Annotated in this window: 13 protein-coding genes; 4 read left to right on the top strand and 9 right to left on the bottom strand. The window is 72.9% G+C overall.

Features of this window, described 5'->3' with window-relative positions; genetic code table 11:
- The 7 genes from AKI01S_RS27975 to AKI01S_RS27945 form a co-directional block, all read right to left on the bottom strand.
- A partial coding sequence (locus tag AKI01S_RS27975) for an MFS transporter (RefSeq protein WP_157420197.1) occupies nucleotides 1-455 on the bottom strand: 455 nt, incomplete at its 3' end.
- A 100-nt stretch (nucleotides 456-555) separates the two neighbouring features.
- Complete coding sequence (locus AKI01S_RS27970; RefSeq protein ID WP_067824465.1) at nucleotides 556-1,344, bottom strand: Fpg/Nei family DNA glycosylase; 789 nt, start codon at nucleotides 1,342-1,344, stop codon at nucleotides 556-558.
- Nucleotides 1,345-1,405: 61 nt separating this feature from the next.
- A complete protein-coding gene (locus AKI01S_RS27965) occupies nucleotides 1,406-1,870 on the bottom strand; it encodes an RrF2 family transcriptional regulator (protein ID WP_067824463.1) in 465 nt (154 codons plus the stop codon).
- A 99-nt stretch (nucleotides 1,871-1,969) separates the two neighbouring features.
- Nucleotides 1,970-3,412 (bottom strand): glycoside hydrolase family 3 protein, encoded by a 1,443-nt coding sequence (locus tag AKI01S_RS27960; RefSeq protein WP_067824461.1) that lies wholly within the window; start codon nucleotides 3,410-3,412, stop codon nucleotides 1,970-1,972.
- On the bottom strand, nucleotides 3,409-4,251 hold the full coding sequence (locus tag AKI01S_RS27955) for a carbohydrate ABC transporter permease (RefSeq protein ID WP_084000326.1): 843 nt from the start codon (nucleotides 4,249-4,251) through the stop codon (nucleotides 3,409-3,411). Before AKI01S_RS27955 ends, AKI01S_RS27960 begins: the two co-directional genes overlap by 4 nt.
- Nucleotides 4,248-5,219, bottom strand: a complete 972-nt coding sequence (locus tag AKI01S_RS27950) for a carbohydrate ABC transporter permease (protein WP_067824459.1) — start codon at nucleotides 5,217-5,219, stop codon at nucleotides 4,248-4,250. Before AKI01S_RS27950 ends, AKI01S_RS27955 begins: the two co-directional genes overlap by 4 nt.
- A 30-nt stretch (nucleotides 5,220-5,249) precedes the next feature.
- Nucleotides 5,250-6,521, bottom strand: coding sequence for an extracellular solute-binding protein (locus AKI01S_RS27945; RefSeq protein WP_067824457.1), 1,272 nt, complete (start codon nucleotides 6,519-6,521; stop codon nucleotides 5,250-5,252).
- A gap of 252 nt (nucleotides 6,522-6,773) precedes the next feature.
- Here AKI01S_RS27945 and AKI01S_RS27940 point away from each other — a divergent pair, with 252 nt between their 5' ends.
- The gene (locus AKI01S_RS27940) at nucleotides 6,774-7,994 is read left to right on the top strand and encodes an ROK family transcriptional regulator (RefSeq protein WP_067824455.1); all 1,221 of its coding nucleotides are present in this window, start codon (nucleotides 6,774-6,776) and stop codon (nucleotides 7,992-7,994) included.
- A 97-nt stretch (nucleotides 7,995-8,091) separates the two neighbouring features.
- Here the strand turns inward: AKI01S_RS27940 and AKI01S_RS54375 are convergent, their stop codons facing one another.
- Nucleotides 8,092-8,226, bottom strand: a complete 135-nt coding sequence (locus AKI01S_RS54375; protein WP_281186153.1) for a hypothetical protein — start codon at nucleotides 8,224-8,226, stop codon at nucleotides 8,092-8,094.
- A gap of 243 nt (nucleotides 8,227-8,469) precedes the next feature.
- Between AKI01S_RS54375 and secA2 the strand changes: the two genes are divergently transcribed.
- Together secA2 and AKI01S_RS27930 are read left to right on the top strand one after the other, a co-directional pair.
- The gene (gene secA2, locus AKI01S_RS27935; protein WP_067824469.1) at nucleotides 8,470-10,767 is read left to right on the top strand and encodes an accessory Sec system translocase SecA2; all 2,298 of its coding nucleotides are present in this window, start codon (nucleotides 8,470-8,472) and stop codon (nucleotides 10,765-10,767) included.
- A gap of 88 nt (nucleotides 10,768-10,855) precedes the next feature.
- Nucleotides 10,856-12,367: a serine/threonine-protein kinase gene (locus AKI01S_RS27930; RefSeq protein WP_169814028.1), complete on the top strand. Its 1,512-nt coding sequence runs from the start codon at nucleotides 10,856-10,858 to the stop codon at nucleotides 12,365-12,367.
- A gap of 91 nt (nucleotides 12,368-12,458) precedes the next feature.
- Here AKI01S_RS27930 and AKI01S_RS53725 read toward each other — a convergent pair whose 3' ends face one another.
- Nucleotides 12,459-17,939: an Lhr family helicase gene (locus AKI01S_RS53725; RefSeq protein WP_245681810.1), complete on the bottom strand. Its 5,481-nt coding sequence runs from the start codon at nucleotides 17,937-17,939 to the stop codon at nucleotides 12,459-12,461.
- Nucleotides 17,940-18,058: 119 nt separating this feature from the next.
- Here AKI01S_RS53725 and AKI01S_RS27915 point away from each other — a divergent pair, with 119 nt between their 5' ends.
- Nucleotides 18,059-19,327: an alpha/beta hydrolase gene (locus AKI01S_RS27915; protein ID WP_067824451.1), complete on the top strand. Its 1,269-nt coding sequence runs from the start codon at nucleotides 18,059-18,061 to the stop codon at nucleotides 19,325-19,327.
- Nucleotide 19,328: the final 1 nt, after the last annotated feature.

Below are 19,328 nucleotides of genomic sequence, written 5' to 3'. Positions count from 1 at the left end.
ACCGACGCGGCCGACACGCCGCCGAAGACGACCGCCGTGGCGCGGGCGACGCGGCGTTCGGGCACCAGGCGCGCGGCCAGGCCCCCGGCGACCGCCCAGAACCCGCCGACGCTCACCCCGACGGCCAGCCGGGCGGCCAGCACGACGCCGAAGTGCGTGGCGGCCGCGCAGGCCAGGTTCGCCGCCGCCATCAGGGCGAGCAGGGCCGCCAGCAGGACCCGCCGGTCCACCCGCGCGGCGGCCGTGGTCAGCACCGGCGCGGCGACCGCCGCGACCAGGCCCGGCGCGGTCACCATCAGCCCGGCGACGCCCTCGGACACCTCCAGCGCGGTGGCGGCCGGGGTGAGCAGGCCGACCGGGAGCAGCTCCGAGGTCATCAACGCGAAGATCCCGAGCGTCACCGCGGCGACGGCGGCGCGGCCGTCGGTCGCGGGCGGGTCCGCGATGGTGGTCATGGGATACCTCGTCTCCGGTCGGTGATCACAATACCTTAATCGGGATAGGAATCATCCAGATTAAGGCGCCGGAACGCAAGAGGGCCCGAGCGGGTGCGGATCAGGGGGCGGGCTGGCAGCGCGGGCACCAGAACGTCACGCGTTCGCCCGCCTCACCGGCCTGGTCGGCGCGGCGGACGCGGGTCCCGCAGCGCAGGCACGGCTTCCCGGCCCGGCCGTAGACCCAGTGGCGGCGGCCGGGGCGCAGGTCGCCGGTCGTGATGTGGCCGTCGCGGTCGCGGTTGGCGTACAGCAGGCGGTGGGACAGGTCGACCATGGCGCGCAGGTCGGGGACGTCCGCCACGGGCGTCCAGGGGTTCACGCCCCGCAGGAAGCACACCTCGGCCTTGTAGATGTTGCCGACGCCCGCCAGGCGCGTCTGGTCGAGCAGGGACTCGCCGACGGCGCGCTCGGGGCGTTCGGCCAGGCGGCGGACGGCCTCGGCGGCCAGCCCGTCGTCCCAGCCGGAGGAGAGCAGGTCGGGGCCGAGATGACCGACGACCGCGTCCTCGTCGGCGGTGCGCAGCAGGTCCACCACGCCCAGCGCGTGGCCGAGCGCGTGCCACTCGGCGTTGCCGAGCACGAGGCGGACGCGGTGGTCGCGGGGGAGCGGGCCGGGGCGGCGGATCCGCCAGCTCCCGTCCATCCTCAGGTGCGTGTGGACGGTCAGCCCGCCCTCCACGCGGACCAGCAGGTGCTTGCCGCGGGAGACGGCCCGCTCGACGGCGCGGCCGCGCAGGTCGGCGGTGGCGTGGCGGGGGACGCGGAAGTCGCTCACCGTCAGCGTCCGCCCGGCGAGCGCCTCGTGCAGGCGCCGGGCGGTCCGCCAGACGACATCGCCTTCCGGCACGTCAGATCACTTCAGGTCACGTCGGATCGGGTCAGATCGGGTCAGGTCAGATCGGGTCAGGTCAGATCAGGGAGGGGCTCTCCCAGGCGGCGGGGTCCTCGGTGAGCTTCTTGACCGGGCCCGGCAGCTCGCCGGAGGCGATGTGCTGGAGGTTCACCCGCTCCAGGATGCCGCGCTCGCTGGCGCGCAGCGCGATCCACACCTCCTGGAGCGCGTGCGCGGGGCCCTGGTAGCCGACGTTCTCGGGGCGCTCGCCCCGCACCCCCAGCAGCGGCCCGTCGATGGCGCGGATGATGTCGGCGAGGGAGATCTGGTCGGCGGGGCGCGCCAGCCAGTAGCCGCCCTCGGGGCCGCGCTGGCTGCGGACCAGGCCGCTGCGGCGCAACTGGCCGAGGATGTTCTCCAGGAACTTGGGTGGGATCTCCTGCGCTTCGGCGAGCTGAACCGCCGTCACCGGGTGACTCCCGGCCACGGCGAGTTCGGCGGCGGCGCGCAGCGCGTAGTCGACCCGGGCGGACAATCTCATGAACGTATTATCTCTTGCCGATCGGACTGGTCGGGCTTACCCCGGGGGTTGGCCCACGGCCCGGCGCGCGCAGCGGTCGCACGCCGGGCCGCGGTCGTCTCACGCCGGGGTCAGGCCCAGCAGCTCGGCGGCGGCCCGCGCGTTGGCGTCGGCCGCGCCGTAGGTGGCCAGGTGCACGGCCCCCTCGGGCTGCCACACCGGCAGCCCCATCTCCACCAGCACCGCGTCCGGGCGGGCCGCCAGCAGGGCGGTCGCCAGGGCCCGCTGCCCGGTGTGCCGGTGCGCGTCGCGCAGCACGACGACCAGCCCCCGCCCGGTGGCACGTTCCAGCAGGGTGGCGGCCTCGGCGGCCGTTCCTTCGGCGGGAACGGTCTCCGGCGCGAACGGTCCGAGCCCCCACGGCGTCGGCCCGACCGCGATGTTGCCGGTCGCGGCCAGCTCGACCACCAGCGGGGCGCCGTCCCAGGAGGGCAGCTCGCCGGTGATCCGCACGGCCCGGCGCGCCGCCTCCAGCCCCGCCGACCGGTCCACGGCGGCGGGACTGTACCCCGCCAGCCAGCGCCGAACGGCCCCTGTGCGTTCGGCGGCGTCGGCGAGACGTTCGAGGGGCAGCCGCCCGGAGCGGACGGCCGCCTCGATGGCGGCGAGGGTCGCGCGGACGCTGTCCTCCTGCTCGCGCGGCCCCAGGCACAGCAGGTCGGCGCCCGCGACGAGGGCGCGCACCGCCGCCTCGGGGATGCCGATCTCGCCGCTGGCGCCCCGCATGTCCAGGGCGTCGGTGACGATCACGCCCCGGTAGCCCAGGCGTTCGCGGAGCAGCCCGGTGATCACGGCGGGGGACAGCGTCGCCGGGACGCCGTCGGTGATCGTCGGGAGGTTCAGATGGGCGGTCATCACGGCCTGCACGCCCGCCGCGATCGCGGCCCGGAACGGCACCAGCTCGCGCCGCTCCAGCAGGTCCAGGTCCGCGTCCACGATCGGCACGCCCAGATGGGAGTCCTCGACGGTCGCGCCGTGCCCGGGGAAGTGCTTGGCGCACGCCGCCACGCCCGCCTCCTGGGTGCCGGTGACCGCCGCGACGGCGTGCCGGGCCACCAGCTGCGGGTCGGACCCGAACGCGCGGGTGCCGATCACCGGGTTGTCGTCGGCGGTGTTGACATCCACCGACGGCGCGAAGTTGAGGTTGACGCCGACCTCGACCAGCTCGGCCCCCAGCGACCGGTACACCCGCCGGGTCAGCTCGACGTCGTCGGCCGCGCCGAGCGCCGCGTTGCCCGGATAGGGGCTGGGGACGGCGTGGCCGCCGAGACGGGTGACGTCGCCGCCCTCCTCGTCGATGCCGATCAGCGGGTCGCCGACCTTGCGCATCTCGGCGGTCAGCGCGGCCAGCGCCTCGGTGTTCGGCACGTTGCCGTTGAGGGCGAACAGCGTCACGCCGCCGAGGCCGCGCTCCAGCTCGTCCAGCAGCCAGCGCGGCGCGGTCGCCCCCGCGAAGGAGGGCAGCAGCGTCCCGCGCGCCAGGCGGGAGATCTCGTCGCTCATCCCTTCACCGCCCCGGAGGTCAGCCCGGACACCATGCGGCGCTGGACGAGCAGGAAGAAGATGATGACCGGGATGGTCAACAGGGTCGAGGCGGCCATGATCGGTCCCCAGGCGTTGCTGCTGCGGCCGAAGAAGAACTGCAGCATGATCGGCAAGGTGTACTTCTGCTGGTCGTCGAGGAACGTGTAGGCGAAGATGAACTCGTTCCAGGCGGTGATGAAGGAGAAGATGCTGGTCGCCACCAGGCCCGGCGCGACCAGCGGCAGCAGCACGGTGAAGAAGGTGCGCACCGGCCCGGCGCCGTCGATGGACGCCGCCTCCTCCAGCTCCTTCGGCACCGCGGCCACGAAGCCGCGCAGCATCCAGATCGCGAACGGCACCGCGAACGCGATGTAGACGACCACCAGGCCGACCAGGCTGTCGAGCATCTGGAGCTGCTTGAGGTCCAGGAACAGCGGGATGACCAGCGCCTCCAACGGCACCATCTGCACCACCAGCAGCATCACCAGGAACGTGGTCCGGAAGCGGAACCGGAACCGCGCCACGGCGGTGGCCGCCATCAGCGCCAGCAGGCCCGACACCAGCACGGTGACGACGGCCAGCACGAGGCTGTTGGCGAAGTACCCCCAGAACGTCCCCTCGGCGATGCGGCCGTTGAGGACGAAGTCGAAGTGCTCCAGCGTCGGGTGCGACGGCAGCGGCCTCGGCGTGCTGCTGAAGATCTCGTTGTTGGGCTTGAAGGCGGTGGACGCCATCCAGAAGACAGGGAACACCGCGGCCAGGAACACCAGGACCCCGGTCCCGTTCAGGGCGATCCGGCCGATCGTTCGCGACTTCACTTCGTCTCCCCCTGACGGACCATGACGCGCACGTACACCGCGGTCACCACCAGCAGGATCACCGTCAGCACCAGGGCGATCGCCGAGCCCGCGCCGAGCTTGGGATTGAGCGACCCGAACGCCTCGGAGTAGGCGTACAGCGACAGGTTGAACGCGTCGCGGTTGGCCATCCCGGACATGATGAACAGCTGGGTGAACACCTTGAAGTCCCAGATGATCGACATGACCAGCAGGACCAGGAAGATGGGCTTGAGCAGCGGGAAGGTGATGCTCCAGAACGACCGCCACGGGCCCGAGCCGTCCACCCGGGCGGCCTCGTACAGCTCGCTCGGCACGCTCTTGAGCCCGGCCAGCACCGACACCGCCACGAACGGGCACGCCTGCCACACGACGCAGACCGTCAGCACGGTGTAGGTGGACAGCGGGGTGGAGAACCAGTTGTAGTCGTTCCAGCGGGACCCCACCAGCCAGTCGGGCAGCAGGTCCAGCAGCCAGTTGACCAGGCCGCCGGTGGAGCCGAACAGCCAGGTGAAGATGATGGCCGCGGTGACGGGCGGGGTGGCCCAGGCGACCATCACGCCGCCGGCGACCACGTTCGACATCCGCCGGCCCAGCTTGTGCAGCAGCAGGCCGACCAGGGTGCCCACGACCAGCGTCAGCGCGACCGCCACGACGGCGAACAGCACGGTGTGCTTGAGCGTCGTCCAGAAGAACGGGTCGCCGAAGATCCTGTCGAAGTTCTCGGTGCCGACCTGCTCGGCGGGCTCGCCGCGCAGCTGGCGGTTGCCGACCTTCTGGAAGGACATGATCCCGATCTGGACCATGGGCCAGAACATCAGGACGGCGATGACGATCACCGTGGGGGCGATCAGCAGGTAGGGCCCCACGCGGGGCCGGCGGCGGGGACGCGCCGGGCCGGAGTCGTTCCGGCCCGGCGTGTTCCGCACCGCGGGTGCGGTGTCGAGCATGGACTCAGTCCGTTCGGGAGCGGTCGGGGCCTACGGGTTCAGCAGGGTGTTGGCCTGCTCGTTGGCCTTCTTCAGCTCGTCGTCGACCGGCTTGCCCTGCATGATCGCCTTCATGGCGTTCGGCAGCACCTTCTTGGCCTGCTCGAACTCGCCCCAGCCCGCGCTGATCGGCGGGAACTTGGTGTTGCCGGCGATCGCGGTGAAGACCTCCAGCTTGGGGTCGGAGAACTTCACGTCCGAGCGCATGGAGGAGAAACCGCTGTAGTCGGCCCACGCCTTGGCGTTCTTGGCGTTGTTGAGGACCGTGATGTAGTCGAACGCCGCGTCCTGGGCCTTGGAGTCCTTCCAGACCGCGAGGTCGGAGCCGCCCGCCATGACCGGGGCGTTGCCGCCGGACTTGGCGGGGATCGGGAAGACCGCCCACTTGTCGACGTTCTTCTCGGAGATCTTCTTCATCTCCTTGAGCGCCCAGGAGCCGTCGATGTACATGCCGAGCTTGCCGAGCGCGAAGTCCTGCTGCGGGCCCTGCAGCTCGTTCTTGCCGACGAACTTCTCCGGCGCGACCTTCTCCTTGGTCACCAGGCCGGTGTAGAACTCCACGGCCTCCTTGACCTGGGGCTGGTCGAGCTTACCGGCCCACTTGTCGCCCTCCTTGACGGCGATCTCGCCGCCGTTGCCCCAGACGAAGCTCATCAGGGCGTTGGTCTGGTCGCTCGGCACGCCGATGCCCGGGACCTTCTTGGCGTCCTGGACCTTCTTGGCCGCGGCGGCCAGCTCGGCCCAGCTCTTCGGCTGCTCGATCTTCAGCTCGTCGAACCAGTCCTTGCGGAACCACACGCCGCGCACGCCGCCGTACCACGGCACCGCGTAGGTCTTGCCGTCCTTCTGGTCGTTGGCCAGGGCGTTCTTGCTGAGGGCCTTGCCGTCGGCCCAGGCGTTGAACTTCTCGGTGACGTCGGCCAGCGAGCCCTGCTCGATGTGCGACTGCACGTCGGTGTTGCCGAGCTCGGTGACGTCGGGGCCCTCGCCTCCGGCGGCGGCCTTCTGGAACGTGGTGGCGACCTGCGGCCACGGCACGTACTTGACGACCACGTCGGTCTTGGGGTGCTTCTGCTTGAACTCGGCCTCGACGTCGTCGAGGAACTTGGTCTGCTCGGGCGTGCCCTCGCCCATCATCCAGACCTTGAGCTGCGCCGGGTCCGATCCGCCGCCCGCGCCCTCGGTCTTCTTCTCGCCGCCGCCACAGGCCGCGGCGGCCAGGGCGATCGCGGCCGTGGCGGCCGCAACCTTGATGTACTTCACCGGGGTTCCTCTCCTCCATCACCACGCGGCCGGATGGCCTGCGATGCCGTCGGTCGGGCCCGGAACCTTTAGGGTCCGGTCATGCCCTGTCCGTGCCGTGCACCGCTCGCGGGCGCCCTGCTCGCCAGTCGGCGCAGTCTCGCGTTCGCCCTCCCGGGTCGCGGGGCGGCGGGACGCTTGCGCGTAAACTAACAAGAAACTTTCCTAAACAAAACCGCTCGTTAGCGGATTGAGACGTCAGGGGGACCCAGCATGGTCAACCGCCCGGGGACGCCACGGTTGCTGCGCGAGCTGAACGACCGCGCCGCTCTGGATCTGCTGGTCAGACAGGGCCCGCTGACGCGCGCGCAGATCGGCGAGCACACCGGGCTGTCCAAGGTCACCGCCTCCCAGCTCCTCGCGAGGCTGGAGGAGCGCGGTCTGGTCGAGGTCGTCGGCGAGCAGGCGGGCGGCCGGGGGCCGAACGCGGCGCTGTACGCGGTGGTGCCGTCCAGCGCCTACGTCGCGGGCCTGGAGGTCGGCCCGGACGGCGTGACCGCCGGCGTCGCCGACATCACCGGCTGCGTGGTCGCCCAGGTTACTGTCGACCCGAACGGCACCGACAACCCCGTCAAGACCATCCACAACGCGGTGGTCAAGGCGTGCCGTTCGGCAAGGGTGGGGCTGGGCCGGCTCCACGCGTTCGTCATCGGGACGCCGGGCGTGGTGGACCCGCGCTCGGGGGACGTGCAGTTCGCGTTCGACCTGCCCGCCTGGCACGAGGGCGTGCTGGAGGCGCTGCGCACCGACCTGCGGCGGCCGGTGACGATAGAGAACGACGTCAACCTCGCCGCCGTCGCCGAACGCGCCTACGGGGCCGCCCGGGACGCCGAGGACTTCGCGCTGGTGTGGCTGGACCGGGGCATCGGCCTGTCGGTGATGCTCGGCGGGCGGCTGCACCGGGGCCGGTCCGGCGGCGCGGGCGAGATCGGCTACCTGCCGGTGCCCGGCGCGCCGCTGCCGGTCGGCACGGCCAGGCGCGGCGAGGCCCAGGAGGGCGTCACCGAGTCCACCTCCTGGGGTATCCCCGCGCTGGCGGGCGGCTACGGCTCGCTGGTCGGCGCCGACGCGGTGCGCGAACTGGCCCACCGGCACGGCATCGCCGAGCCCACCGCCACCGAGTGCGTCGCCGCCGCTGCCGCCGACGAGGAGCGGGGCGGGGCGTTCCTGGACGAGCTGGCCGACCGGATCGCCTACGGCGTCACCTCGGTCAACATCGTCCTGGACCCCGGCCTGGTCGTGCTGTCGGGAAGCCTCGGCCGGGCGGGCGGACGCCCCCTCGCGACCCGCATCGAACAGGTCGTCGGCCGCCTCAGCCCCACCCGCGCCACCGTCGCGGTCACCGCGGTGGAGGGCAACCCGGTCCTGCGCGGGGCCCTGCACGCGGCGCTGGAGCAGGCGCGCGACGAGGTCTTCTCGTCCGAAAAGGAGTGACCGGCCGCCGACCGGCGGCTCCGGTCCGGCGGCCACGCTGAGGCGCGAGGGTGCGCGTCGTGGCGGGCCGCCGGGCGTGACGTCCTGCTTGGACGTCCTACTTGGCGGTGGCCGGCACCGTCTCGGCGGTGCCGGTGCGCCGCTGGTCCTGCATGGCGCGGTGGATGACGGCCTGGTTGATGACCTGGCGCTTGCGTCGCTGGGCGGCGGCCCAGCGTGCCGTCGGTGTCATGGTGACTCCCGTTCCGCGGTGGCGTTTCCCCGGCCACCGCAACCCCGTATGACCTGATCATCCCAGGTCTCGGGAGTCCCGGGCATCCACCCTGGGGAGGAAATCGGCCTCCCACCCGTTACGGACGCAGGACCTGGGTCCTCGGGACCATCGGGACACCGGAGAACTGGGATCATGAAAGGGCGCCCGGTGGGAGTCCCCGCCGGGCGGGGCATGACCGAGCGCTCTCGGGAGGGGACCGTCATGGCGTTGCGCGACCGGCTCCGGCGGCTGGTGCAGAAGCCCGGCAGCACCGACCTGGCGCCGTTCCGGGCGGTGGTGGCGGACGCGGCGACGCGGGAGGAGCGCGTGCGCGCCCTGTCCGACGCCGAGCTGACCGCCGCCGCCGGGGCGCTCGACGAGAACGACCCGGCCGAGCTGTGCGCGCTGGGGCGGGAGGCCGCGCGGCGGGCGCTGGGCGAGCGGCCCTACGACGTCCAGCTGTTCGGGACGCTGGCGCTGCTGTCGGGGCACGTCGCCGAGATGGCCACCGGTGAGGGCAAGACCCTCGCCGGAGCGTTGGCCGCCGCCGGGTACGCGCTGCGCGGCCATCGCGTCCACGTCATGTCGGTCAACGACTACCTGGCCCGCCGCGACGCCGAGTGGATGGGGCCGCTCTACGAACGGCTCGGGGTGACGGTGGCCTGGATCGGCCAGTCCTCGACCCCCGCCGAACGCCGCGCCGCCTACACCGCCGACGTGACCTACGCGCCGGTCAGCGAGGTGGGGTTCGACCTGCTGCGCGACCGGCTGGCCACCGACCCCGGCGACCCGCTGCAACCCGCGCCCGACGTCGCTTTGATCGACGAGGCGGACTCGGTGCTGGTGGACGAGGCGATGGTGCCGCTGGTGCTGGCCGGGGCCTCGGAACTGGACGCCGCCTCGCCCCGCTACGCCGACCTGGTGCGCCGCCTGCGACCGGGCCTGCACTACGCCACCGACGAGGAGGCCCGCAACGTCCAGCTCACCCCGGCGGGCGCCCGCCAGGTGGAGCGGGTCCTCGGCGTCGACCTGTACGCGCCGGAGAACCTGGACACGCTCACCGCCGTCAACGTCGCCCTGCACGCCGAGGTCCTGTTGCACCGCGACGTGGACTACATCGTCCGCGACGGCCGGGTGAAGCTGATCAGCGAGTCCCGCGGCCGGGTCGCGCTCCTGCAACGCTGGCCCGACGGCCTCCAGGCCGCCGTCGAGGCCAAGGAACGCCTGGAGGCGTCGCCCAGCGGCGAGATCCTGGACTCGGTCACCGTCCAGGAGCTGATCGGCCGCTACCCGGTCCGCTGCGGCATGACCGGCACCGCGATGGCCGTCTCCGACCAGCTCCGCGAGTTCTACGACCTGGGCATCGCGGTCATCCCGCCGCACCGCCCCCGGATCCGCGTGGACGAGCCCGACCGCCTCTACGCCACCACCGAGGACCGCGACACGGCCCTGGTCGAGGAGATCGTCGAGGTCCACGCCACGGGCCGCCCCCTCCTGATCGGCACCCGCGACATCGCCGAGTCCGAACGCCTGGCCCGCCGCCTGACCCGTGCGGGCCTGTCCCCGGTGGTCCTGAACGCCAAGAACGACGCCGAGGAGGCCGAGATCATCGCCGCCGCCGGGGCGCTCGGGGCCCTGACGGTCTCCACCCAGATGGCGGGCCGGGGCACCGACATCCGCCTGGGCGGCGCGTCGGAGGCCGACCGGGACGAGGTCGCGGCCCTCGGCGGCCTGCTGGTCATCGGCACCGGCCGCTACCACAGCAGCCGCCTGGACGACCAGCTGCGCGGTCGCGGCGGCCGCCAGGGGGACCCGGGTGGCTCGGTGTTCTTCACGAGCCTGGGCGACGACCTGGTGGCCCGCTACGCGCCCGACGAGCGCTACAAGGGCCCGACCGACGCCGACGGCCGCGTTCACGACAAGGGGGCCCACTGGATCGTCGCCCACGCCCAGCGGGTGGCCGAGGGCGTGTCCCTGGAGATCCACCGCAACACCTGGCGCTACAACCACCTGATCGGCCTCCAGCGGAAGGAGCTTCTGGCCGAACGCGACGAGATCCTGAAGGGCGACGGCGCGACGAGGACGGTCTCCGAGGGCGCCCCCGCCAAGTACGCCGAACTGGCCGGGATCGCGGGGGAGGAGGCCGTGGCGGAGGCGGCCCGCCAGGCGATGCTGTTCCACCTGGACCGCTGCTGGTCCGAACACCTGGCGTTCCTGGCGGACCTGCGGGAGGGCATCCACCTGCGCTCGCTGGGCCGGGGCCTGGACCCCCTGGTGGAGTTCAACCGGGAGGCGGTCCCCGCGGGCAAACGCCTCCCGGCGGAGGCCCGGACCCGCGCGCTGAAGGCGTTCGAGTCCCTGACGGCGACCCCCGAGGGGATCGACCTGACCGGGGCGTCCCTGAACCGCCCGTCGGCGACCTGGACCTACATCGCCCACGACAACCCGTTCGGGACCCTGGACGACCGGGCCTTCCGCGGCCTGGTCACCCTGTTCCAGGGCAAACGCCGCCCGTCCTGAGAGCGGGCCGCCGGATTCGTCGCGCGGCGGCCCGCTCCGCCCGCACTTCCTACAGACACCGTTGTCTCCCTGACCTACGATGCTCGGCATGACTCGCTTGATCGCCGGCCGTTACCGGCTGGTCGCGGAGCTGGGGCGCGGCGGCATGGGGATCGTCTGGAAGGCGTGGGACGAACGCCTGAAGCGCCACGTCGCGGTCAAGGAGCTGGCGTTGCCGCAGGACCCCGACCACCCGGGACGCGGCGAGACGGAACAGCGGTTCCTGCGCGAGGCCAGAGCGGCGGCGGCACTGGACCACCCTCACATCATCTCGGTGTACGACGTCATCGAGGAGCCCGGCGAGCCGGTCTTCCTGGTGATGCGGTATGTGCCGGGCAGGTCGTTGCAGGAGGTCGCGCCGCTGCCTCCCGACCGGGTCCGCGTGCTCGGCCTGGCGCTGCTGGACGCGCTGGAGACCGCCCACGGCCAGGGAATCGTGCACCGGGACGTCAAGCCCGCCAACGTGCTGATCACCGATACGGGGCATGCGGTCCTGGCGGACTTCGGGATCGCCGCGGTGGCCGACGCCACGCACAGCCTGACACGGACGGGCCTGGTGGTCGGCTCGCTGGGCTACATCGCCCCCGAGCGGTTCTCCTCCGGGACGGTCGGACCGGAGTCGGATCTGTGGTCGCTGGGCGCGACCCTGTACTACGCGGTGGAGGGGAAGCGGGCGTACCGCGCCGATGACGGCATGGAGGTGCACATCGCCCGCCTGATGATGGGCGAGGACCCGGAGATGAACCGGGCCGGGCCGCTCGCACCGGTCATCGCGGGGCTGATGGAGAAGAACCCGGCCCGCCGGTGGGACCACGACCGGGCCCGGCGAGCCCTGAACGGCGAGAGCACCGGACCGACCAGGAGCCTGCCGCCCGTGCGCCGGTGGGCCGCGAGCAGAGCGGCCCGGCTCCTGGCGGCCCTGTCGCTGTCGCTCGTCCTGGTGGGCGCCATCGCCTACTCCGCCGCCGGGCACCGGGGCCCGGAACGACCCGGCCCGCGCGGGAGCGCCACCCCTGCGGCGGGCGTGTACAAGCGGATGCCGGACTTCTGCGGGTACCTGAAACGCAACGATCTGCGGGGGCGCAGGGAACTGGCGGCCGATGATCTGCTGGACAAGAGCAACAACAGCCGGGAGGCGAACTGTGGCTGGAAAAGCTCCGGCAGCCCGGTTCAGTTCACACTGATCATCAGCGCGGAACTGTACGGCAGCGAGGCGGCGGCGGTCAGGGAGATGGCCAACCACACGCTCGGCCGCAGTTCGTCCGGCGTCAGCGCCGACAACCCGACGGTGACCAGCCGCGTGGAGGGGCTCGCGGAAGAGGCGGTGAAGTCGGTCTTCGACGAGAGCCGCGGGAAGAGGGGGCGGCACAACTCGACCGTGGTCTGGTTCCGGCGGGACAACCTCATCGTCAGCGCGCACTACATGCAGTTCGAGGTCGCCCCCTCGGGGGAAGCGGACCCCAAGGGCATGACCTCGGAGCGAGCGCTCAAGATCGCCGGGATGCTCGACGGCTTCCTCAGGGACGAGCCGGAGAACCAGGAGGAACCGATCCGGGGCTGACCCGCCTCGTCCGCCTGCCGGGAGCGGCCGACGCGGAGCCGATCACCTGCCCGGTGCGGCGAACCGGCAGGTGCCCGGCCCCGGCGGGCGGTCAGGAACGAAGCCGCAGGCCCCTCGGCGTGGGATGGAAACCGGCGGCCTCCAGGGCGGCGGCCAAGGGGGAGTTGACGATGGACTCGCCGTCGGCGCGTTCCACGGTCAGTTTGCCCAGGGCACCCTCGCGGACGGCCAGGGCCAGGGCGTCAACGGCCGGTTGCAGCACCTCCGGGTCGTCGTCCCAGGTCAGCAGTGTCTTGCCGCCGCGTTCCACGTACAGGGCCAGGCGGCCGTCCACCAGCGCCACCAACGCGCCCGCCTTGCGGCCCGGCTTGTGGCCGCTGGCCACCTCGTCGGCGCGGTCGGGCCAGGGCAGGGCCGCGCCGTAGGGGTTGGCCGGGTCGGTGGCCGCCAGGATCAGGGCGCGGCGGTCGGTGTCGCGGCGGGACGGGGTCTCCCACAGCACCGCCAGCTCGTCGGGGGCGGACGGCTCGGACGGCCGCAGCGCGCGGAGGCGGTCCACCGCCCCCGGCAACGCGAACTGCGCCGCCCCCAGGCCCTCGACGAAGTAGCCGCGGCGGCACCGGCCGCTCTCCTCGAACGCGCGCAGCACCGGGTACACGCCCGCGAACCCGCCCGGCGTGCGTTCGGCGGCGACCGCGCCCCGGATCACGATGCCGTAGCGGTCCAGCAGCGCTTCGGCGAGCGCGTGGGAACGCAGCGTCGGGGCGCTCTCGCGTTCCGGCAGCGGCCACCAGCGACCCGCCACCGTGGGCGGCCCGGTCCGCGACGGCAGGACGGGACGGCCCCGGCGGGTGCTCCGGGAACGGTGGCTGGGGCGCCCGGAGCCGAGCGTCGCGCGCAGCGGCGCGAGGGTGTCGTTGGTGAGGCGGCCCGCCCACACCAGATCCCAGACGGCCGTGACCAGGTCCTGGTCGTTCGCGGTGGTCTCGCGGTTGACCCTGTCGGACAACTGCCGGAAGAACAGGGCGCCACCGCCGTCCAGGATGTCCAGCACCGCCTGGTGGACCGGCGTGAGGGTGATCTCGGCGGGTTCGGGCATCAGCAGCGGCGCGGTGTCGGCCAGGTACAGCGACACCCAGCCGTCACCGCCGGGCAGCCCGCCCTGGCCCGCCCACACGACCTCGCCCGAGGAGGTCAGCTCGTCGAGCATGGCGGGGGAGTAGCCCGCCACCCGCGACGGCAGGACCAGCGACTCCAGCGCCGACGCGGGGATCGCCGCGCCCTGCAACTGCTCGATCGCCTGCACCAGCGCGTCGATGCCGCGCAGCCGCGACCCGCCCGCGATCCCGTGCCACGCGGGCAGGAACCGGCCGAGCGCCTCCGGCGGCGACGGTTCCACCTCGGCGCGCAACCGCGCCAGCGACCGCCGCCGCAGCGTTCGCAGCACCCCGGCGTCGCACCACTCGGTGCCCAGCGCCGCACCGCCCGCGTTCGCCCCGGTCCGGGCCTCCCCCGCGGGCCGGGCGTCGTCCGCGCGCCGTTCCGCGATCACCTCGACCGGCAGGAACTCGCCCTCCACGACGCGTCCGGCCCCGGCCAGCCGCCGCAGCGCCTCCACGACGACCGCCACGCCCAGCCCGAAGCGGTACGCGACGTCGGCCGCCCGGAACGGCCCGTGCGTCCGCGCGTACCGGGACACGAGATCCCCGAGCGGATCGTCCACCGGCTCAAGGAACGCCTCGGGGATCCCGACCGGCAGCGGCGCTCCGAGCGCGTCCCGCAGCCGCCCGGCGTCCTCGACCGCCGCCCAACGCTCCTCCCCGGCGATCCGCACCCGAATGACGCGCCGGGTCTCCTCAAGCTCCGTGAGCCACCGCCCACAAACGTCCAGGACCTCAGCCCCACCCGAGACCACACCAGCGGCACCACCACTCCCCACCCCAGCCCCACCGACGACGTCCACACCATGTGCGGCATCGCCACCGTGGACAGCCTCCGCATCACGAGGGTCCCCCGACCCATCGGCGGCCCCTGCGTCGTGCACGGCTTCCGCGCCACGGATGGCTCCCGCTTGGCCGGCCCCCTGCGCATGGTCGCTGGTCTCCGCACCGCGGGCGGTGCCCGCGTTGTGCGTGGTTTCTGTGCCGGGGGCGGTTTCCGCTTCGTCAGCAGCCTGTGTGTGATGAGCGGTTTCCGCAGCAGGTGCGGACCTTGCTGCGTCGGCGGCCTGCGCGTGGTCGCTGGTCTCCGCACTGTGGGCGGTGCCCGCGTTGTGTGTGGTTTCTGCGCCGGGGGCGGTTTCCGCTTCGTCAGCAGCCTGTGCGTGATGAGTGGTTTCCGCAGCAGGTGCGGACCTTGTTGCGTCGGCGGCCTGCGCGTGGTCGCTGGTCTCCGCACTGTGGGCGGTGCCCGCGTTGTGCGTGGTTTCTGCGCCCGGGGCGGCTTCCGGTTCGTCAGCAGCCTGTGCGTGAGGGGTGGCTTCCACTCCGTGGGCGTCATCTGGGGAGGGGGTGGCCTTATGGAAGGTCTGTGCGTCTTCGGTGGGTCGGGTGTTTTCTGCGTCGCTGGTCTTTGGGGCGTTGTTGGGACCTGCGGGATGGGGTGCCTTGTCAGGGGCGGGGGGCTGTGCTGGTGGGGCGAGTGGTTCGGGGACTGTGGCGGAGGTGAGGGAGGCGTGCAGGGTGGTGCGGGCTGCTACCTCCACCGTTGTCAGTGGGCCCAGTGCGCGGAGGAGGTCGGCGACTCCCTCCAGGTCGCGGGCGCGGCGGTCGGGGGTGAGGCGTTGGAGTTCGCGTTCGGTGTCGGCGACCACCTCGGGGTCGAGGAGTTCGCGCAGGTCCGCCTGGCCCAGGAGCTCGGCCAGGAGGGTGGAGTCCAGGGCGAGGGCCTGGGCGCGGCGTTCGGCCAGCGGGGAGTCGCCCTCGTACATGAACGCGCCCACGTAGTGGAACAGCAGCGAACGCGCGTACGGCGACGGCTGCGGTGTCTCCACCTCCACCATCCGCACCTTGCGGCCGGACAGGTCGCGCATGAGCTGCACCAGGCCCGGAACGTCGAAGACGTCCTGCAGGCACTCGCGCATCGTCTCCAGCACGATCGGGAACGACGGGTACTTGCTCGCCACGCCGAGGAGCTGCGCGGCGCGCTGGCGCTGCTGCCACAGCGGCATCCGCTTGTCGGGGCGGCGGCGCGGCAGCAGCAGGGAACGCGCCGCGCACTCCCGGAAACGCGCCGCGAACAACGCCGAGCCGCCCAGCTCGTCCACCACGATCCGTTCGATGTCCTCGGCGTCGAAGGCCGCCAGGTCCAGGCCGGGCGGCTCGTCCATGTCGGGGAGCCGGATCACGATGCCGTCGTCGGCGTGCATGGCCTGGGCGTCCACGCCGTACCGCTCGCGCAGGCGACCCGCGATGGCCAGCGCCCACGGCGCGTGGACGCGCGCGCCCAGCGGCGAGTGGACGACCATCCGCCAGTCGCCGAGCTCGTCGCGGAACCGCTCCACCACCAGGGTGCGGTCGTCGGGCACGTGGCCGGTGGCCTCGCGCTGTTCGGCCAGGTAGGAGACCAGGTTCGCGGCGGCCCACTCGTCCAGGCCCGCCTCGGCGACGCGGGTGCGGGCGGAGTCGGCGGGCAGCTCGGCGAGCTCGCGGGTGAACGCCCCCAGGGCGCGGCCCAGCTCGGCGGGGCGGCCCAGGGCGTCGCCGTGCCAGAACGGCAGTTTGCCGGGCTGGCCGGACGCGGGCGAGACCAGGACGCGGTCGGGCGTGATGTCCTCGATGCGCCACGAGCTGGCGCCGAGCACGAACACGTCGCCCACCCGCGACTCGTACACCATCTCCTCGTCCAGCTCGCCCACGCGTGAGGACTTCTCGCCCACGAGGAACACGCCGAACAGGCCCCGGTCCGGGATCGTGCCGCCGCTGGTGACGGCCAGGCGCTGCGCGCCGGGCCGGTCGCGCAGCACGCCCGTCACCCGGTCCCACACCAGGCGCGGCCGCAGCTCGCCGAACTCGTCGCTGGGGTAGCGGCCCGCGAGCATGTCCAGGGTCGCCTCCAGCGCCGAACGCGGCAGCGTCGCGTACGGCGCGGCCCGGCGGACCACGGTCTCCAGCTCGTCCACGGTCCACTCGTCCATCGCGACCATCGCCACGATCTGCTGGGCGAGCACGTCCAGCGGGTTGCGCGGGTAACGCAGCTCCTCGATCGCGCCGCCGCGCATGCGCTCCGCGACCACGGCGGTCTGCACCAGGTCGCTCCGGTACTTGGGGAACAGCACGCCCTTGGACACCGCGCCGACCTGGTGGCCGGCGCGGCCGACGCGTTGCAGGCCGCTGGCCACCGACGGCGGCGACTCCACCTGGACGACCAGGTCGACCGCGCCCATGTCGATGCCGAGCTCCAGGCTGGAGGTCGCCACCACCGCCGGGAGCCGCCCCTGCTTGAGGGCGTCCTCGATGACGGCGCGCTCCTCCTTGGACACCGACCCGTGGTGGGCGCGGGCGATCTCGGCGGGCGCGCCCCGCGCGGCGCCCGCCTGGGCCATCATCTGCGCCGGGGTGGCCATCGATCCCCGCAGCGCGCGCTCGATGTCGTCCGGTCCGATCCGCCGCGGCTCCCGGGTCCCCTCCGGCTCCTCCTGGTCGGCGAGGGCGCGTTCGTAGGCCAGTTCGTTGAGGCGGCCGCACAGGCGTTCGGCCAGGCGGCGGGAGTTGGCGAACACCAGCGTGGAGCGGTGCGCCTCGATCAGGTCCAGCAGCCGGTCCTCGACGTGCGGCCAGATGCTGCGCTGGCGCGGGTCGGCGGTCCCCGAGTCGTCGGTGAACCGGCCGATCTCGCCCAGGTCCTCGACCGGCACGACGATCTCCAGGTCGAAGACCTTGTCGGAGGGCGGCTGCACGACGGTGGCGGGCCGCGCGCCGCCCAGGAACGCCGCGACCTCCTCGGGCGGCCGCACCGTCGCCGACAGGCCGATCCGCTGGGCGGGCCGCTCCAGCAGGGCGTCCAGGCGTTCCAGCGACAGCGCCAGGTGCGCGCCGCGCTTGGTGCCCGCCACGGCGTGCACCTCGTCCACGATCACCGTCTCGACGCCGCGCAACGCCTCCCGCGCCTGCGAGGTGAGCAGCAGGAACAGCGACTCGGGCGTGGTGATCAGGATGTCCGGGGGCTTGGTGGCCAGCCGCCGCCGCTCGTCGGCGGGGGTGTCGCCGGAGCGGATCCCGACCCGCACGTCCGGCTCGGGGAGGTCGAGGCGGCGGGCGGCCTGCCGGATGCCGGTGAGCGGGGCGCGGAGGTTGCGTTCGACGTCGACGGCCAGGGCCTTCAGCGGCGACACGTACAGCACGCGGCACCGGTGCAGGGGATCCTCGGGGACGGGCCCGGTGGCCAGCCGGTCCAGCGACCACAGGAACGCCGACAGCGTCTTGCCCGATCCGGTCGGCGCGACGACCAGCGTGTTGTCGCCGCCGGAGATCGACTCCCAGGCCCCCGCCTGCGCGGCGGTGGGCGCGGCGAACGCGCCGGAGAACCACTCCCTGGTCGCCGACGAGAACCGTCCCAGCACGTCACCGCTCATGCCGACCATCCTGCCAAGCGCCACTGACAGAACGCGGCGGGGGTGGCGCCCGTCACGTTGTAAGCAAGCACTTGTAAGGGAATGCTCTGTGAAGGTCGTCACCGCGAGGGAGCCCCCTGATGCCCTACGTCCTGCTGGCCTTCGGAGCCCTGTCGCTGCTGCTCGCCGTGAACGCGCACGTCCCGCGCAGGAGCGCGCTGCTGCTGGTGCCGAGCTTCTTCGCCGGCTGGCTGACGATCGAGATGGCCCCGCACCTGCTGGTCCTGGAGATCGCCGGGCTGGGCCTGCTGGCCGCCGGGGGCGGGCTCGACGCCTGGCCGGGCTGGGCCGGGCTGCTGCTCGGCCTCGGCGGCGCCGCCGGGACGGTCGCGACGATCATCGCCGCGCGCCGCACCGTGGTGACCCTGCGCGACAGCGGCGTCCCCTTCGACCTCGACCCCGAGGACGCGCCCCGCTATCCCCGTTCCCACCTGGTCTTTCCGCCGCTGTGCCTGATCCCGCGCCGGGGCGTGAAGGTCCAGCGCAACATCGTCTTCCGCGAGGAGGGACGGCTGCGTCTCAAGCTCGACGTCTACCGTTCCGCCGCCGACGCCCCCGGCGGCGGGCTCCGCCCCGGCCTCATGCAGGTCCACGGCGGCGCGTGGATCATCGGCGACAAGCGCGAGCAGGGCCTGCCGCTGCTCAACCACATGGCCGTCCAGGGCTGGGTCGGCTTCAACGTCAACTACCGTCTCAGCCCCCGCGCGACCTGGCCCGACCACCTCCTCGACCTCAAGCACTTCATCGCCTGGTACCGCGAGCACGCCGAGGAGTACGGCGCCGACCCGGACTTCCTGTGCGTGACGGGCGGCTCGGCCGGCGGGCATCTGACGGCGATGGTCGCGCTGACGGCCGGCGTCCCGGAGTTCCAGCCGGGGTTCGAGGACGTGGACACCGGCGTGCGGGGCGCGGTGCCGTTCTACGGCGTGTACGACCTCGTCGAGCCGGGGCCGTGGCCGGTCCCCATGGGCGCGACGCCGTTCATGCAGAAGATGGTGCTGAAGAAGTCGTTCCGCGACGAGCGCGAGGCGTTCGCCAAGGCGTCACCGGTGACGTACCTGAACGAGGACGCGCCGCCGTTCTTCGTCATCCACGGAAGCCACGACTCGCTCATCCCGGTGGGCGAGGCCCGCCGGTTCGTGGAGAAACTGCGGGACGTGTCGAAGGCCCCCGTCCTCTACGCGGAGATGAAGGGCGGGCAGCACGCGTTCGACGTCTTCCCCTCCTACCGGACGGCGCGCGTGGTGGAGGCGGTCGAGCGCTACCTCACCGGACTGCACCGCCAGTACCGCGAGGGCGTTCGCGACGCGGTCCCCGACGAGGTCGCCGACTCCCTGGAACGGCGCTGAC

Origin of the sequence: Actinomadura kijaniata NBRC 14229 (assembly GCF_001552175.1) — a bacterium.
Lineage (GTDB): Bacteria > Actinomycetota > Actinomycetes > Streptosporangiales > Streptosporangiaceae > Spirillospora > Spirillospora kijaniata.
Note: the sequence above shows the minus strand (reverse complement) of the source record. Positions and strands in the feature narration are given on the sequence as shown.

What these genes read in the sequence shown, in the direction of transcription:
- AKI01S_RS27950 (WP_067824459.1), bottom strand. Translation starts at nt 5,219, where the DNA reads ATGCTCGACACCGCACCCGCGGTGCGGAACACGCCGGGCCGGAACGAC.
- AKI01S_RS27940 (WP_067824455.1), top strand. Translation starts at nt 6,774, where the DNA reads ATGGTCAACCGCCCGGGGACGCCACGGTTGCTGCGCGAGCTGAACGAC.
- AKI01S_RS27960 (WP_067824461.1), bottom strand. Translation starts at nt 3,412, where the DNA reads ATGAGCGACGAGATCTCCCGCCTGGCGCGCGGGACGCTGCTGCCCTCC.
- AKI01S_RS27965 (WP_067824463.1), bottom strand. Translation starts at nt 1,870, where the DNA reads ATGAGATTGTCCGCCCGGGTCGACTACGCGCTGCGCGCCGCCGCCGAA.
- AKI01S_RS27915 (WP_067824451.1), top strand. Translation starts at nt 18,059, where the DNA reads ATGCCCTACGTCCTGCTGGCCTTCGGAGCCCTGTCGCTGCTGCTCGCC.
- AKI01S_RS27930 (WP_169814028.1), top strand. Translation starts at nt 10,856, where the DNA reads ATGACTCGCTTGATCGCCGGCCGTTACCGGCTGGTCGCGGAGCTGGGG.
- AKI01S_RS54375 (WP_281186153.1), bottom strand. Translation starts at nt 8,226, where the DNA reads ATGACACCGACGGCACGCTGGGCCGCCGCCCAGCGACGCAAGCGCCAG.
- secA2 (WP_067824469.1), top strand. Translation starts at nt 8,470, where the DNA reads ATGGCGTTGCGCGACCGGCTCCGGCGGCTGGTGCAGAAGCCCGGCAGC.
- AKI01S_RS53725 (WP_245681810.1), bottom strand. Translation starts at nt 17,939, where the DNA reads ATGAGCGGTGACGTGCTGGGACGGTTCTCGTCGGCGACCAGGGAGTGG.